This is a genomic window from Acinetobacter nosocomialis (genome assembly GCF_041021905.1).
In the GTDB taxonomy this organism is placed as follows: domain Bacteria; phylum Pseudomonadota; class Gammaproteobacteria; order Pseudomonadales; family Moraxellaceae; genus Acinetobacter; species Acinetobacter nosocomialis.
Genome location: NZ_CP157432.1, coordinates 2287244 through 2302183 on the forward strand (window position 1 = coordinate 2287244; position 14940 = coordinate 2302183).

The following is a 14940-nucleotide window of genomic DNA, read 5'->3' on the forward strand; positions in this document are numbered from 1 at the left end:
AACCGAGTTTAAGCCTGTTTTTGCTTTTGTTGCATATAAGCAAAATAGCCCGGCCCAGCCGAAACCTGAACTTGCTTTGCATGTAATGGCTCACGGCATACTGAACACACCATAACAGGTTCAAACTTATGTCCACATGTTTTGTGACGATATTCCAAAGGTTTACCTAAACCTTGATCCATCCATTTATCTGCCCAGTTCGCCATAGATAAGATAATTGGATAAAGCTCAAAGCCTTTATCCGTGAGACGATATTCAAAACGCTCCTGACGGTCAAAATAAGGTGCTTTTACTAAAATTTCGTATTCAACCAACCTTTTTAAGCGATCAGAAAGGACATGACGAGTGACACCTAATGATTTTTGAAAATCATCAAAACGGCGAATTCCCATAAAAGCATTACGTAATATTAGCATCGTCCATCGATCACCAATCACTGATAGCATGCGGGCAACTGAACAAGGCTGATCACCGATGTCATCCCATTTCATCTTTATGCTTTCCTCAATATAAAACTGGCCTATTTGCCATATTATTTATACCCTAAACCACTTAATATGTTATATGCAATATAGAGCTTAGAAATAAGTTTTCAGTATATTTATAAAGCTTATTTTTTTAAAATAACAGTCACTAAAAATAGATATAAAATATAATTAATCCATCCGTATGGATTAATTATATTCAGCTTATTTATAAGTTAATTTGAAATAAAGATTCCCTTTAGCACAGTTCCTGATGCTAGTTTTGTACTCGCAGGAATACGGACTAGACAATTGGCTTGCATAAGATTACTCAGCATATGGGACTGCTGCTTGGCCAAACCTTTTACCCTAAGTTGTCCTGCATCAAAATAAGCATACATTCGTAAAAAACGCTCACGTGCATCTTCTTTTAAATCATGCTCTAAAATTGCGGTAAACCATTCTGGTCCGCGTCTATTGCCCTGCAATGCATCAAGCAAAGATTTTCCGTAAATTTGCATTGCGACATATACCGCAGCTGGATTGCCCGGTAAGCCTAACAAATAGCAAGAATGTTGGGTTTGTGAATTATGGTATTCGGCAAAGAATAAAGGTTTACCCGGTTTTTGTTTAACTTTCCAAAAGATTTGTTCAAACCCAACTTCGAAAGCACAGGGCCGTACAAAGTCGTAGTCTCCTACCGACACTCCGCCAGTCGTTATAACAACATCATGGCTGTCTTTTAGTTGATTAAAGTAATGGGTGACCTGCTCTGCTTCATCTGCTACGTGAATGAGTTCGATATCTAAACCATAATCTTCAAACCAAGCTTTTAGTAATGGGCCATTTGCATCAAAGACTTTACCTTCAGCTAGATCTTCTGCTGTTTCGGCAACTTCATCACCCGTGATCAAAACAGCGACTTTCGGTGCACGATAGACTTCAACGGTTTGCACACCCGCCATACTTAAAGCAGCCAAACTTCCAATATTCAAAAGTTGTCCTACTTGAGCAAGCAACTGCCCTTGCTGGATTTCCTCTCCGGTAAAGCGGATATCGGCTTGAGGACGTATATGTTCCGTTAAACAAATTTCTTGGGCCGAAATAACCGATACGATTTCTTGTCGAGCTACATGCGTTGTCCCTTCAGGAATTTTGCCGCCCGTAAATATACGAATTGTCTGACCTTCACCGAGTATATCATGACTCTCGCTTCCGGCACGAATCTCACCTGTGACTTGGAACTTTTGATTATTTAAATCTTCTGCATGGCTACAAAGTGCATAACCGTCAACTGCACTTTGAGAGAAACTTGGTAAATTAATTTCAGAGTAAATATCTTTGGCAAGATAACTACTTAGGCTATTTGTTAGAGTCTTTTGAATAGAGCTTAAGTTTTTAGGCTTATTAATAACTAAATCTAGCGCTTCATCTATACTGATTAATCCACGCTCAGCACCACAACCTGACATTATTCATAGCCTCCTGGATGTGGTAAATCACGGCAAACATCAAAAATATGGACTAATGCGGGTAAAATAGCGGCCATTGATTCGCTTGCGCCACCACGGCTTCCCGGTAATGTCACTACTAACGAACGGTCAATAAACCCTGCTACTCCGCGTGACATAGCAGCATATGGCGTGCGTTTTTGTCCAAATGAGCGAGCAGCTTCCATTAAGCCATCTAATTTACGTTCTAAAAGAGGCTCTAGCGTATCAACTGTAATGTCACGCTTACCAATTCCTGTCCCACCCACAGTCATAATACAAGCATACGATTTGGTGAGTTCTAAAACCAATTCTTTGAGATCATCTGCTTCATCGGGCAAAATTTGGTAATGGATCGGATCAAAGCCAGCTTCAGTTAAAGTTTCAACCACAGATTTTCCAGCAGTATCCGGCTTTCTACCCGCTGCTACGGTGTCTGACAAGACAATAACCGCAGCCGAAACAGGCTGACGCAATACCCGTTTAAAATGGGATTTTCCGCCTTTTTTCTTCAGTAGTTTACATTGATCCATCCAGAGTTCTTCTGGTTCACAATGAGGCTTTAACATGTCATAGATAGTTAAGCCTGCAAGGCTTGCCGCCGTTAAAGCTTCCATTTCTACGCCAGTTGGACCAATAGTTTCAACAACAGCAATAATTTTTACAAAGTCATTTTCCAATTCATATTCAACATCTGCCCGATAAATCGGTAACGGATGACATAGTGGAATCAGCTCATCAGTTCGTTTTGCTGCCAAAATTCCTGCAACACGTGCTGTTTTTAATGCATCACCTTTTTCCGTGTTTCCTTGTCTTAATAGTTCAATACAGGCGGGTGGTGCATATAAAATCGCTTGTGCTTCGGCAACACGATAACTTTCCGGCTTCATTCCTACGTTTTTCATTATTTATCCTAGTGTTACATATTTCAGTGTGAGTGCTCATGGCCGGCATGATGATGGTGATGTTTGTGGTCGTGCGGCGCATCCTTACGAATACAACAGCCCTCTACATAATGACTTGTGCCATCTGTAAAGAACTCTTCTTTAAAGACAGGCACTTCATGTTTTACCCGTTCGACTGCTTCCTCACATGCTTGAAAAGCTTCACGGCGATGGGCTGCATACACAATCGCAATAATGGCTGTTTCACCAACATCTAGATATCCAATTCGATGAACCACTCGCACATAAGATACCTGATACTTTTTCTCAATTTCTAGTTCAATTTCACGTATCATTTTTTCTGCAAGCGGTTTATAAGATGTATATTTCAGCGCCTTTACCGCTTTACCTTCGTGGTGATTACGAACCGTACCCATAAAAATATCGATACCGCCACATTCAGGAAAAGATTGAATCGGATCAAAAGTATCTAGGCTTAAAGCCTGCTCTTGTATTCTTGCAAACTCTTTCATGATTCATCCTCCAGCAACGGGTGATAATAAAACCAAAGTGCATGGCTCACTTAAGACAGTTTGTCTAGTTATGACATTATCACCAATTGCACATGCACATTTTTCCATGGCTTTTGTAGATTCCGGATGCAATAAAACAATTTCATCTAATACATCTTTAACCAAACTATGGTTAGGACAAACTAACAAAAGATTTTCAGGAAGCAATTTTTCAATTGCACCAAATGCTTCGACTTTAATTTGGATAGATTGTTGCATTTATCCCCCAAGCATATGCATGCTGATTTTACGGGTTTGTTGATGTTGTAAGGCATGGAAACCTTTTGCTTTATGCCAGATATAAGGATGAACCAAATTCTTTAAATTTTGGATATATATACCGTATTCTGGGCTATGTTGTTTGCTTACCAGTGCTTGAAGCTGAGGCTTAATATTTAAACCTTGCGGCGCAAATAAACAGTTATATAATTCGCCTTTTGCGGTAAGCCGTATACGGTCACATTGGTGGCAAAATGAATGCGTAATTGTGGAAATAATTCCTAAATGGTAGCTACCATTAATTAGATATTGACGCGCAGGCTCATGTTGCTGCTCGATCACTTGTACCGAATAATACGGTCGCAATACCTTTAAAATTTCAGCCTCGCTTACCACATCTTTATTTGACCAAAGTGCATCACCATCAAGCGGCATAAACTCGATAAAACGTAAAGGAATATGATTAGAAATTGACCACTTCACCATAGGTAAGATTTGATTATCATTTTTATCTTTCATTAATACGCAGTTAATTTTAAAAGGCAGTCCTGCATCTTTAGCAGCTTGAATACCCTCAAGAACCGGTTCTAACTTTTTCTTAGTGAGCTCTTTAAATTGAATTGAATCAAGACTATCTAAACTAATGTTTAAATCATCTAATCCAGCGTCTTTTAGTTGTTTAGCGTATTTAGCAAGGTAATGACCATTTGTAGTCATCGATATACGTTTTAAACCTAATGCTTTTAAGGCCTGCAAATCACGAACAAAATGAACAATGCCTTGACGCATTAATGGTTCACCACCCGTAATGCGAATACTCTCGATACCTTGCTGCACCATAAAATGACAAAATTGAAAGAGCGCTTCAAAACTAAGCAAGTCCTGTTTATTTAACCATTCTGGATGCTCAGGCATGCAATATACACACTTAAAATTACAGCGATCAGTTACAGAAATTCGTAACTTACGCTTGATACGCCCATATTGATCTTGCAGAAGGCTTGGCGCATTTTCAGAGTGATATTGTTTCATCATTTGCACTCATATCGAGAACATTTCAAATCTTGCGAGCACCGATTATGAACAATCAAATACAAAAAATTGCATCTTAATAGTGCTTTGTTCTTTAATAGCAAAATTTGTTCCAGCTCTACTTATTTTCCATAATATTTAAATTTTTTATAGACTTTTCACCGCACTACCTTAAGAACAATTAAAAAATAAATCTCAAGTTAGCGCGGTAAAATCTATGTTTTACTTGATTCTATTTCTAACACTTTTCTAAACGGATGGGTACATATTTATGGTACGGCGTTTTCGACAATGGATCACAATGTTCAGCAGAAATAAGTAAGTTTAATTGTGGCCCAATCGGTTCTCCATTTTGAAAGCGCATACCGTAGCCATGTGGCAGTGACACAACACCTCTTCTCATCCCATCATCCAACTCAATAGTTACCTGAATTTCTCCATGTTGTGAGATACATTTAAGCTGCCCTCCTGTATCTACATTTAAGTGCCTTGCATCTTCGGGATGAATACGTAGTGCACCTTCTGCATCTACTTTTCGCCAAGCAGGGTCACGGTAAATTTGGTTGGCGTTGTAACTACGGCGTTCACCTGACAAAAGGATGAAAGGAAACTCTTCAACATTAACGTTATGGCTTTTCAAGCTTGCGAGTTCACTTAACATCTCGGGAATTGCAAGACGTATTTTCTTATCTTTATAAGCCACCAGTTTCCAGACTTCGTCATATTCATGTTGCGATAAAACCATACCTGAACGTTGCTTTAATATCTGCTCAAATAGTTTGACACCTTGTGTTAACGGATTACCTTTATAACCTGCACGGCGTACCGCTTTGGTATGTAAAACAGCATATTGAATAGATAGCGGCAGTAAAAAAGCAACTGAATCTGCAGAATTGCCAAGTCGTTTGCCAAGAGTTCGATAAATAATAGAAGCAGCAAAAGGGATATATTTTTTATGTCGTGCCAAGGTAAGTCCTAACGCCGACAAGTATGGTAAGTAGGCAGTTTTTTTCGAGTCGACCGCAGCTATTTTTTCTAAAACTGGGAAACTCTTCGGAATAGCATTCATCGCTTCCAGTAATCGAGTATAAATTTCGGCTTCCGGTAAAGTATTTGCTTGAGCAACCAATACGGGATGACGCAGGTGAAAACCATTCTTAGGAAATTCCAAGTTAAAACCGGTAAATTCCCATTTTTCAAACTGAGTATGAGCAGGCAAAATATAGTGTGCAAATCTCGCGGTTTCTGTCATCGCAACATCAACTACCACCAACAAATCTAATGCTTTAAAGGCTTCCTCAAAAGCTGGTGTATCAGGGTAAGTTAATAGTGGATTACAACTATCTACAAACACAGCACGAATTCGCTTTTCCCCTGCTTTTAAGATTTCATCGGGTAAAATATTAGGCGGGAAAAACCCGGAAATCGGGAACATTTTATGGTAAACGCTACGTCGATATTTTGGTTTTCTTTCATCCGTATCGGTCAAAATTGGAATAAACATGGTATGCAAATTATTGGTACCCTGTTTTCCAAAGTTCCCTGTCAGCAAGTATAAGAGCTTTTCTAAATAACCATTTAATGTTGTATTCAAAGTATGTTGAATACCTAAATCGATACGTACACAGCCTCTTTTTGCTTTGGCAAACTCTCGAACCACTTGATAAATCAAATCGATAGGTACATCAGCTTTAGCAATATAGTCTTCAATCGGGACATGGTTAAATGCAGCTTTTACTTCTTCAAACCCATGTGTGTGCTGCTCAATAAACGCTGCATCATAAAGCTTTTCTTTAATAATGATCGCAATCATGGCCGACATTAAAAAAGCATCTGTTCCCGGTTTTAGCTGTACGTGAATGTCTGCTTGTTTTGCCGTTTCGGTAACACGCGGGTCGAACACCACCATGGTTCGGTTCGGATCTTTTTTAATATGTTTTAGCGTGTCTCGTGCGTTAGGAATACCATGTGCCTGAAACGGGTTCGTCCCAATAAAAAGTACGTAATCTGCATGCTCAACATCTTCTGTCGTATGGCAAGCCTGACTACCGAACAGGCGGCCATTGAGCCAGAAATCACCTGTTTTTTCTTGGGCAAGTGAGTTATATGCATAATAACTTTTCATAGCCAGTAAAAGTTGTCGACCATAAGCTGCACCGAGGTGGTTACCCTGTCCACCGCCCCCAACCGAAGCAAAAGCAGTACCGCCAAATTTATCTCTAATCTGAACCAATTGATCAGCAATTTCTTGTATCGCCACATCCCAACTAATTTCTTGAAATGAGCCATCTGGTTGGCGTTTTAAAGGTGCGGTTAAACGGTCTGCATGTTTCTGGTAATGCTGTAATCTTGCGGCTTTTTGGCAAATGTAACCTTGAGAAAATGGATGCTCAGGATTACCTTTAATTTTGACAAATTGGTTATCTTTAATTTCTACGCTCAAACCGCAGTTTCTTGAACATAAAATACATGCGGTCACATCTGTTTTACTTTGCTGAGCTGCGTCCATCATTTTTCTGGCTCCGTTTATTTTTATACATCTGGCTAGAATGAAAACAACAAGTTCCAAAATAGAACTTAAATTCTAAACAGTCAATAACTCAAAATTTAAAAAATGATTTCAGATTATCAATGTAAATTTTAAATCGATATGATTGAAGTTCTAATTTGTCGAAAAAATCTCTTTAAATGCTTTAATTTGTTTGTATTGTTGAAGTTCATCTAAAGAATTAATGCTATGGAAAAATAAGTTTTGCTTTTGAAAAATGGCTACTTGTGCGTGTAAAAGTTTAAAGCAATTTTTTAAACTCAATTGTTGCTTATCAATTTGCTGCTCTAAAACCTCTAGACTTTCACGTTTTAACAAACAAAATGGGTATAAAGCATCTCCATTAATTGAAACGTAAGCTGCCTGGGCCTGTTTATTTTTGCGAAGTGCGCTGTGTAATTTCGCAACGACTTGCGTAGGTATGTAGGTCACATCACAAGGGATAAACAAAACATAATCTGCTTTTACATGTGACCATGCGCTTTTCATTCCCATGAGTGGGCCAAAAAAGCCTGCTGCATCATCTTGAAAACATTTAATATCAGGCACAATACTTTGATAAATCGAATAATCACGATGACTATTCACCCAAATTTCAGATACAGATGACTTTAATTTTTGATGAATTTTGAGTAGTTGTGTATCGCCATCGAATTGCTGCAACAGCTTATTTAAACCATTCATACGGCGGGCTTGTCCACCCGCCAGAATGACCAGATCAGTTACGGGATATCCCTTATTCACACTTCCACCTCTTGCTGGCAAGCTTTAATCAAGCCTCGGATTTCAGGTAAACATGAACCACAGTTTCCACCTGCTTTTAAACATGCAGTAACCTGTTTTTCATGGGTAATGTTTTGTGTTTTTATTGCTTCGATAATTTTATTCTTACCTACTTTAAAACAACTACACACCAAAGGCCCATCATTATTGGTAGCCGACATTGGCATACCTGCTAGTAAAGCTTTACGGTGCAAGGCGCTCAAACGTTCGCGTTTAAACAGACTTGCTACCCAGTCACGGTCTGGCAATAAATCTGGCGGTGCAATATATAGACTTGCAATTACAATGCCATCTTTCAAAATAACACTATGGCTCAGTTGTGAAGAAATATCTTCTATGCTTAACCATTCAAAGGTTTCATCGGCAAATGGCAAAAAGCTTTTCAGATTCTTTTGAGTATCATGAAAAGTTTGGCGGTCTGCAAGTTCATAGCGGCTGGTTTTCACCATTTTGACTTTGGTCCACCATGCACAGTGATGTAGCGATTCTTGAATATGAGAATCGTATCCTTCACGAATATAGAGCACACCTTGCCAAGTGGTATAGAACGGTTGAATAGTTACAGGCGTATGTTTGAACTCGGGCTCACCTGAAATTGCATCAACTTCTGGATTAACGACTTTACCAATACGGGCATCGGATGCGACCTGTTCAGTCCAGTGAATCGGTGCAAAAATTTGCCCACGACGGACACCTGATGAGAAGGTTACACGTAGTACACAACTGCCCCATTTCGAACGAACTTCTACTAAACCTTGATCACGTACACCAAACTTTAATGCATCACTTGGATGAATCTCACAGAATGGTTCAGCACGGTGACTGGTTAAATTTGGCGACAAACCAGTACGGGTCATGGTATGCCATTGATCGCGAATACGCCCCGTGTTCAAAATGAGCGGATAATCTTCTGAAATTGCATGTACCGGATTAATTGCAACAGTCGGAATTAGTTTTGCCTTGGTGTTTTTGTGACTAAACTGGCCCTTGCCAAACAGTTGTTGAACAGCTTTAGCGTCTTGATTTTTACTCCAGACTGGCCATTGCACTGGTTGCAGAACATCGTACTCAGCAGCACTTAGGTTCATTAAACCTTTTAAGTTGAAATAACGAAACGTATCAGTTTGCTCACGTGCTTCAATGTCCGCATTATCTTGTGCTGACAAAGCCGCATGTTCATTGAAAATATCAACAGCACTCGTAAAGTCAAAACCTTTAAAGCCTAATTTTTTCGCAACTTGGCTCACTGACCACCAATCTGCTTTTGCTTCACCCGGCGCAGGTAAAAAAGCACGTTGACGTGAAATACGACGCTCAGAGTTAGTAACGGTTCCGTCTTTTTCACCCCAACCTAAAGCTGGAAGCAAAATATCGGCGTAAGCCGTAGTATCCGTATCGGCACAGATATCTGACACAACGACCAATTCGCATTTTTCTAAAGCACGTTTCACCTGATCAGCATCTGGTAAACTTACCACCGGATTGGTTGCCATAATCCAGATGGCTTTAATTTTTCCAGCTTCAACAGCACGGAATAAATCAACTGCTTTTAAGCCAGCTTGAGTTGCAATAAATGGGCTGTCCCAAAAGATTTGCACTACTTTTTGGTGCAAGGGATTATCTAAATCCATATGGGCAGCCAACATATTAGCTAAGCCACCCACTTCTCGGCCACCCATAGCATTGGGCTGGCCTGTCATTGAAAATGGTGCAGCGCCGAGCTTTCCAATTTTGCCTGTTAGTAAGTGACAGTTAATAATGCTGTTGGCTTTATTCACGCCCTGACTTGATTGATTCACACCCATTGAAAATAGCGTAATTACCTTTTCAGTCTGCGCAAATTTCTCAAAGAACTGTTGCATCTTATCGAGTGCAATTCCTGTACGCTTTGCCACATATTCCACATTAGTTTCTGGCTCGCTGCTTGCCAAAACCTCTTGCAAACCTTCGGTATAAGCATCAACAAAAGCCTGATCGGCATGACCATTTTGATATAAATATTGGAATAGACCGTTGAACAATGCGACATCTTGGCCCGGTAAAATCGGTAAATGTAAATCCGCTTGCTCACAAGTACTGGTAAAACGTGGGTCAATCACCACAATAAACATATCTGGATTGTGGCTTTTAGCCTGCATAATCCGTTGATACAGTACAGGATGGCACCATGCGGTATTGGAACCAACCAAAACCACCATGTCTGCATGTTCAAAATCTTCATAACTTGCAGGCACAATATCTTCACCGAAACTACGTTTGTGACCTGCCACCGCAGATGACATACAAAGCCGTGAGTTGGTATCGATATTTGCAGTGCCCAAATAGCCTTTTACAAACTTGTTCACCACATAATAGTCTTCAGTCAAAAGCTGACCTGAAACATAAAATGCAATGCTGTCACGACCATATTTGTCGATACAAGACTGGAATTTATCGGCAATTTTATTGATTGCTGCATCCCATGTCGTTACAGTCCGATGTGGCTTACGACCAAACATGGGTTGAAGTAGACGTGTTTCCAACCCCAAAGTATCCGCAAGACGGCTACCTTTAATACATAAGCGTCCAAAGTTGGAAGGATGCTCAGCATCCCCCTCAACTTGCACCACAGGTCCTTGAGGTTTTTGTTGGACGTTTACGCTAACACCGCAACCTACACCGCAATATGGACATGTTGTTTTGATTGTTTTTGCAACATGATCGGAGCTATCGACTTCAACGCTTGGAATACTATTCATAACTGCTCCTTTCCCTATTTAGCCTGCATTTTTTAATGCAAAATCTCGACCAAATAGCAGTTTATTTCTAAATGAAGAAACAGGGGTTTGGTCTGCAATTAACTCTGCATACCACATACCATCTTCAGTATCACCAAACAATACTGCACCGATTACTCGATCGCTTTGAATAATAATGCGTTTATAAATCTGGCGTTTTTCATCGTTCAGGATAATGTCTTCATAATCATCTTTCGGCTCAAAATTGCCCGCCGAGAATACATCGACACCACTGACTTTTAACTGAGTCGGTACAGTGGGTGCTTTAAAAGTTAAGCTGCCGTGCTCTGCTAAATGGGTCGCGCAAATAAAAGCTTGGCCCCATAGTGGCTCAACCAAACCAAAAGTTTGACCACGGTGTTCAATACACTCACCCACCGCGTAAATACTTGGGTCAAATGTTTGCATGGTGTCATTCACCAATACACCACGATTACAACGTAAACCAGCACTTTGTGCCAAAGCAATATTTGGACGAATGCCCACAGCGAATACCACAAGGTCAGCATCTAACACTGTGCCATCTTTCAAACGGATTTGCTTCACATGTCCGTTTTCATCACCAATTAACGCTTCTGTATTGGCTTCGGTAATAATATGAATACCTTTTTGTTCAATGCTATGACGTAATAACTGGCTCGCACGACCATCAAGTTGGCGTTCCATAATACGGTCCATCAAATGCAATACTGTGACATTCATACCGCGTTGTTTTAAACCATACGCCGCTTCTAAACCCAGCAAACCGCCACCAATCACGACTGCATTAGTTTTTGAATCGCAGTATTCAATCATGGTGTTAACGTCATAAATATCGCGGAAAGTTAACACACCTTTTAGGTCAACACCTTGAACTGGTGGAATAAATGGTGCCGAGCCTGTTGCCAGAATCAAACGGTCATAATCAACTGTCTTGCCTTTTTCGGTGTAAACCACTTTACGTGGGCGATCAATTTTTACGGCTTTATCACCGGCAATAAATTTAATGCTTTTATCGTCATACCACTTTGGTGGATGCAACATAATGTCTTCAATGGTTTTCTCACCCGATAAAACCGGAGACAACATAATACGGTTATAGTTACCCCATGGTTCTTCACCAATCACCGTAACTTCATAACGGTCTGGTGCCATATCAAGTAAATCTTCCAGACAACGCATCCCTGCCAAACCATTCCCGATCAGCACCAGTCTAAGTTTGTCTTGTGATACCCCTGTATTGGTAATATAAGTTTTTTGCGGCACCGCATTGATCCAAACACGGCCATCAACAATTTTGCTCGGGTAAACCGCCAATTTTTGGTCTTTATCTTCTAAACAACGGCCCGTAGCTAAACTGAAATGTTGTTTATAAATTGGTGATGCAACCACGCGTTCGCCTTGTAAATCACCAATAATCCCGCGACTCATCACATTTGCTAAGCTAAACGGATCTTTATTGCTTAGTACATAAACACGTTTTTCATGCCCCACACGGAAGATTGCAACCGCTTGACCGCTCACTAGCGCTCCTGCACCAGTGTTTGGAGTTAAATCATCGAGTGCACAAACGTCAATCCACTGATCATCAGGAAGCATATTTTTGTCTTGTACAATATTCATATAAGTTCCCCTTTATGCTTCAACCATTGGAATACGGTCTTCTGAACGTTCAGCTTCGGTTAATGGGCGGATTTGACCACGTTCAGTTGTAAATTGAATGTGCGGATCAGCTTGTTCATTCGCTCCTGCATTGATATAGGTTTGGAAGCGTTTACGAACTTCTGGGTTCTCGACAGCTGTACGCCATTCGTCTTGATATGTACCAATAATGTGTTCCATACGGCGCTCAAGCTCGGCGGCTAAACCAAGAGAGTCATCAACGATCACAGATTTAAGGTAGTCTAGACCGCCTTCCATGTTGTCACGCCATACACTGGTACGTTGTAAACGGTCTGCCGTTTGAATGTAGAACATAAAGAAACGGTCGATATAACGAATCAGTGTTTCTTTATCAAGGTCAGATGCAAGTAATTCTGCATGACGCGGTTTCATACCACCGTTACCACATACATAAAGGTTCCAACCCTTTTCAGTGGCAATCACGCCTACATCTTTACCTTGCGCTTCTGCACACTCACGTGTACAGCCAGACACTGCCATTTTCAATTTATGCGGTGAACGCAAACCTTTGTAGCGGTTTTCAAGTTCAATCGCTAAACCAACCGAGTTATCTACCCCGTAACGGCACCAAGTGCTACCCACACAAGATTTCACTGTACGTAACGACTTACCGTAGGCATGACCAGACTCGAAGCCCGCAGCATTTAACTCTTCCCAAATAAATGGAAGTTCATGAACTTGGGCACCAAACATATCAACACGTTGACCACCAGTAATTTTGGTGTATAAGTTATATTTCTTTGCAATTTGACCAATCGCAATTAAGCCATCCGGAGTGACTTCTCCACCTGCCATACGCGGTACAATTGAGTAAGAGCCATCTTTTTGAATGTTACCTAGGTAGTAGTCGTTACTGTCTTGCAAGCCTGCATGACTTGGCTTAAGTACGAAATCATTCCAGCAAGATGCCAAAATATTTGCTGCCGCTGGTTTACAAATATCACAACCTAAACCGTGCCCATGTTGATGAATCAAATCATCAAATGTCTTGATTTCATTGACACGGACCAAGTGATACAACTCTTGACGCGAGTACGGGAAGTGTTCGCAAATATGATTGTTAACAGTCACACCTTGACGTTGTAACTCTGACTTCAATACTTGTGTCACTAATGGTGCACAACCACCACATGCTGTTGCTGCTTTGGTGCATTTCTTTAATGCACCTAAAGAGGTCGAACCATCGCTAATTGCTTGGCAGATGTCTGCTTTTGATACGTTGTTACATGAACAAATGGTCGCACTGTCTGGCAGTAAATCGACTCCGCTACCACCAGATTTTGCTGCTGATTGCTCAAAACCCGGCATGATTAAACTTTCAGGCACTTCCGGTAAAGCCAGACCATTCAACATCATTTGTAAAAGGTCGTTGTATTCTTTGGCATCGCCCACTAAAACCGCGCCAAGCAATTTGGTTTTGTCTGCATTTACAACAATCTTTTTATAAATCAGTGCATGCTCATCTGCATAGAAATAGCTTAATGCACCTGGGGTTATGGCATGTGCATCACCGACCGAAGCAACATCAACACCCATCAGTTTCAACTTGGTGCTCATGTCTGCGCCAGCGAAGCAATGACACTCTTCATCTAAAATATGTTTTGCTGCAATACGCGCCATGTCATAGCCCGGTGCAACCAAGCCATAAATTTTATTTTGCCAAAGCGCACATTCACCAATGGCATAAATGTTTTGATCAGATGTTTGGCAATAATCATTAATTACAATACCGCCACGCTCACCAATCGCAAGCCCGCTATTTCGCGCTAATTCATCACGTGGGCGGATCCCCGCAGAGAATAAAATCACATCAGTTTCGAGTTCACTACCATCGGCAAACTTCATCACATGAGTGGTATTTACACCAGACTCAATAGACTGAGTCGCTTTTTGTGTATGAACTTTTACACCTAAATCTTCAATTTTACGGCGTAAAACTTTCCCCCCTAAGTCATCAATTTGAACTGCCATCAAACGTGGTGCAAACTCAACAACGTGCGTTTCTAAATCTAAATCACGTAAAGCTTTGGCTGCCTCAAGTCCAAGTAAACCACCCCCAATTACTACACCTGTTTTTGCATTGAGACTCGCTGTACGAATCGCATCTAAGTCTTCAATCGTACGGTAAACAAAACAGTTTTCACGGTCATTACCCGGAATTGGCGGAACAAATGCATATGAACCAGTCGCAAGCACCAACTTGTCATAACTAATAACATCACCATGATTGGTTGTTACGGTTTCTGCCGTCGTATCAATCGCTACTGCTTTAGTATTTAAACGTAGGTCGATGCCATACGCATCGGCAAAATCAAAACGTGCTAAAGATAAATCTTTTGCCGATTTCCCTGAGAAGTATTCAGTCAAATGTACGCGGTCATATGCGATACGAGGCTCTTCTGCGAGAATTGTGATTTCCAGTTCATCATCTGCTTTTTCTAAAATGGCTTCGATGAATTTGTGGCCCACCATACCATGACCAATCATTACCAATTTCATAGTGTTTCTC

At 40.7% G+C, this 14940-nt stretch carries 11 protein-coding genes; all 11 read right to left on the minus strand.

Features of this window, described 5'->3' with window-relative positions; all coding sequences use genetic code 11:
• Positions 1-8: 8 nt before the first annotated feature.
• The gene (locus ABLC00_RS10610) at positions 9-491 is read right to left on the minus strand and encodes a helix-turn-helix domain-containing protein (protein WP_004886841.1); all 483 of its coding nucleotides are present in this window, start codon (positions 489-491) and stop codon (positions 9-11) included.
• A 209-nt stretch (positions 492-700) separates the two neighbouring features.
• A complete protein-coding gene (locus tag ABLC00_RS10615; RefSeq protein WP_033846527.1) occupies positions 701-1936 on the minus strand; it encodes a molybdopterin molybdotransferase MoeA in 1236 nt (411 codons plus the stop codon).
• Positions 1936-2859 (minus strand): bifunctional molybdenum cofactor biosynthesis protein MoaC/MoaB, encoded by a 924-nt coding sequence (gene moaCB / locus ABLC00_RS10620; protein WP_004886834.1) that lies wholly within the window; start codon positions 2857-2859, stop codon positions 1936-1938. Before moaCB ends, ABLC00_RS10615 begins: the two co-directional genes overlap by 1 nt.
• 23 nt (positions 2860-2882) lie before the next feature.
• A complete protein-coding gene (locus ABLC00_RS10625; protein WP_004886830.1) occupies positions 2883-3371 on the minus strand; it encodes a molybdenum cofactor biosynthesis protein MoaE in 489 nt (162 codons plus the stop codon).
• A 3-nt stretch (positions 3372-3374) separates the two neighbouring features.
• Entirely contained in the window at positions 3375-3629 is a 255-nt protein-coding gene (locus ABLC00_RS10630) for a MoaD/ThiS family protein (RefSeq protein WP_001187656.1), read from the minus strand.
• Positions 3630-4670, minus strand: a complete 1041-nt coding sequence (gene moaA, locus ABLC00_RS10635) for a GTP 3',8-cyclase MoaA (protein ID WP_080775608.1) — start codon at positions 4668-4670, stop codon at positions 3630-3632.
• 229 nt (positions 4671-4899) lie between these two features.
• On the minus strand, positions 4900-7173 hold the full coding sequence (locus ABLC00_RS10640) for a molybdopterin-dependent oxidoreductase (RefSeq protein ID WP_004886823.1): 2274 nt from the start codon (positions 7171-7173) through the stop codon (positions 4900-4902).
• 150 nt (positions 7174-7323) lie between these two features.
• Positions 7324-7953, minus strand: coding sequence for a molybdenum cofactor guanylyltransferase (locus ABLC00_RS10645; protein WP_004886820.1), 630 nt, complete (start codon positions 7951-7953; stop codon positions 7324-7326).
• Positions 7950-10730, minus strand: a complete 2781-nt coding sequence (locus ABLC00_RS10650; protein ID WP_004886817.1) for a nitrate reductase — start codon at positions 10728-10730, stop codon at positions 7950-7952. The genes ABLC00_RS10645 and ABLC00_RS10650 overlap by 4 nt, the downstream gene beginning before the upstream one ends.
• A gap of 18 nt (positions 10731-10748) precedes the next feature.
• Entirely contained in the window at positions 10749-12371 is a 1623-nt protein-coding gene (gene nirD / locus ABLC00_RS10655; protein ID WP_004886815.1) for a nitrite reductase small subunit NirD, read from the minus strand.
• Between the two features lie 12 nt (positions 12372-12383).
• Positions 12384-14930: a nitrite reductase large subunit NirB gene (gene nirB, locus ABLC00_RS10660; RefSeq protein WP_033846525.1), complete on the minus strand. Its 2547-nt coding sequence runs from the start codon at positions 14928-14930 to the stop codon at positions 12384-12386.
• Between the last annotated feature and the right edge of the window lie 10 nt (positions 14931-14940).

Coding starts and splice junctions, on each gene's coding strand:
- ABLC00_RS10610 (WP_004886841.1), bottom strand. CDS start 491: ATGAAATGGGATGACATCGGTGATCAGCCTTGTTCAGTTGCCCGCATG.
- ABLC00_RS10615 (WP_033846527.1), bottom strand. CDS start 1,936: ATGTCAGGTTGTGGTGCTGAGCGTGGATTAATCAGTATAGATGAAGCG.
- moaCB (WP_004886834.1), bottom strand. CDS start 2,859: ATGAAAAACGTAGGAATGAAGCCGGAAAGTTATCGTGTTGCCGAAGCA.
- ABLC00_RS10625 (WP_004886830.1), bottom strand. CDS start 3,371: ATGAAAGAGTTTGCAAGAATACAAGAGCAGGCTTTAAGCCTAGATACT.
- ABLC00_RS10630 (WP_001187656.1), bottom strand. CDS start 3,629: ATGCAACAATCTATCCAAATTAAAGTCGAAGCATTTGGTGCAATTGAA.
- ABLC00_RS10640 (WP_004886823.1), bottom strand. CDS start 7,173: ATGATGGACGCAGCTCAGCAAAGTAAAACAGATGTGACCGCATGTATT.
- ABLC00_RS10650 (WP_004886817.1), bottom strand. CDS start 10,730: ATGAATAGTATTCCAAGCGTTGAAGTCGATAGCTCCGATCATGTTGCA.
- nirD (WP_004886815.1), bottom strand. CDS start 12,371: ATGAATATTGTACAAGACAAAAATATGCTTCCTGATGATCAGTGGATT.
- nirB (WP_033846525.1), bottom strand. CDS start 14,930: ATGAAATTGGTAATGATTGGTCATGGTATGGTGGGCCACAAATTCATC.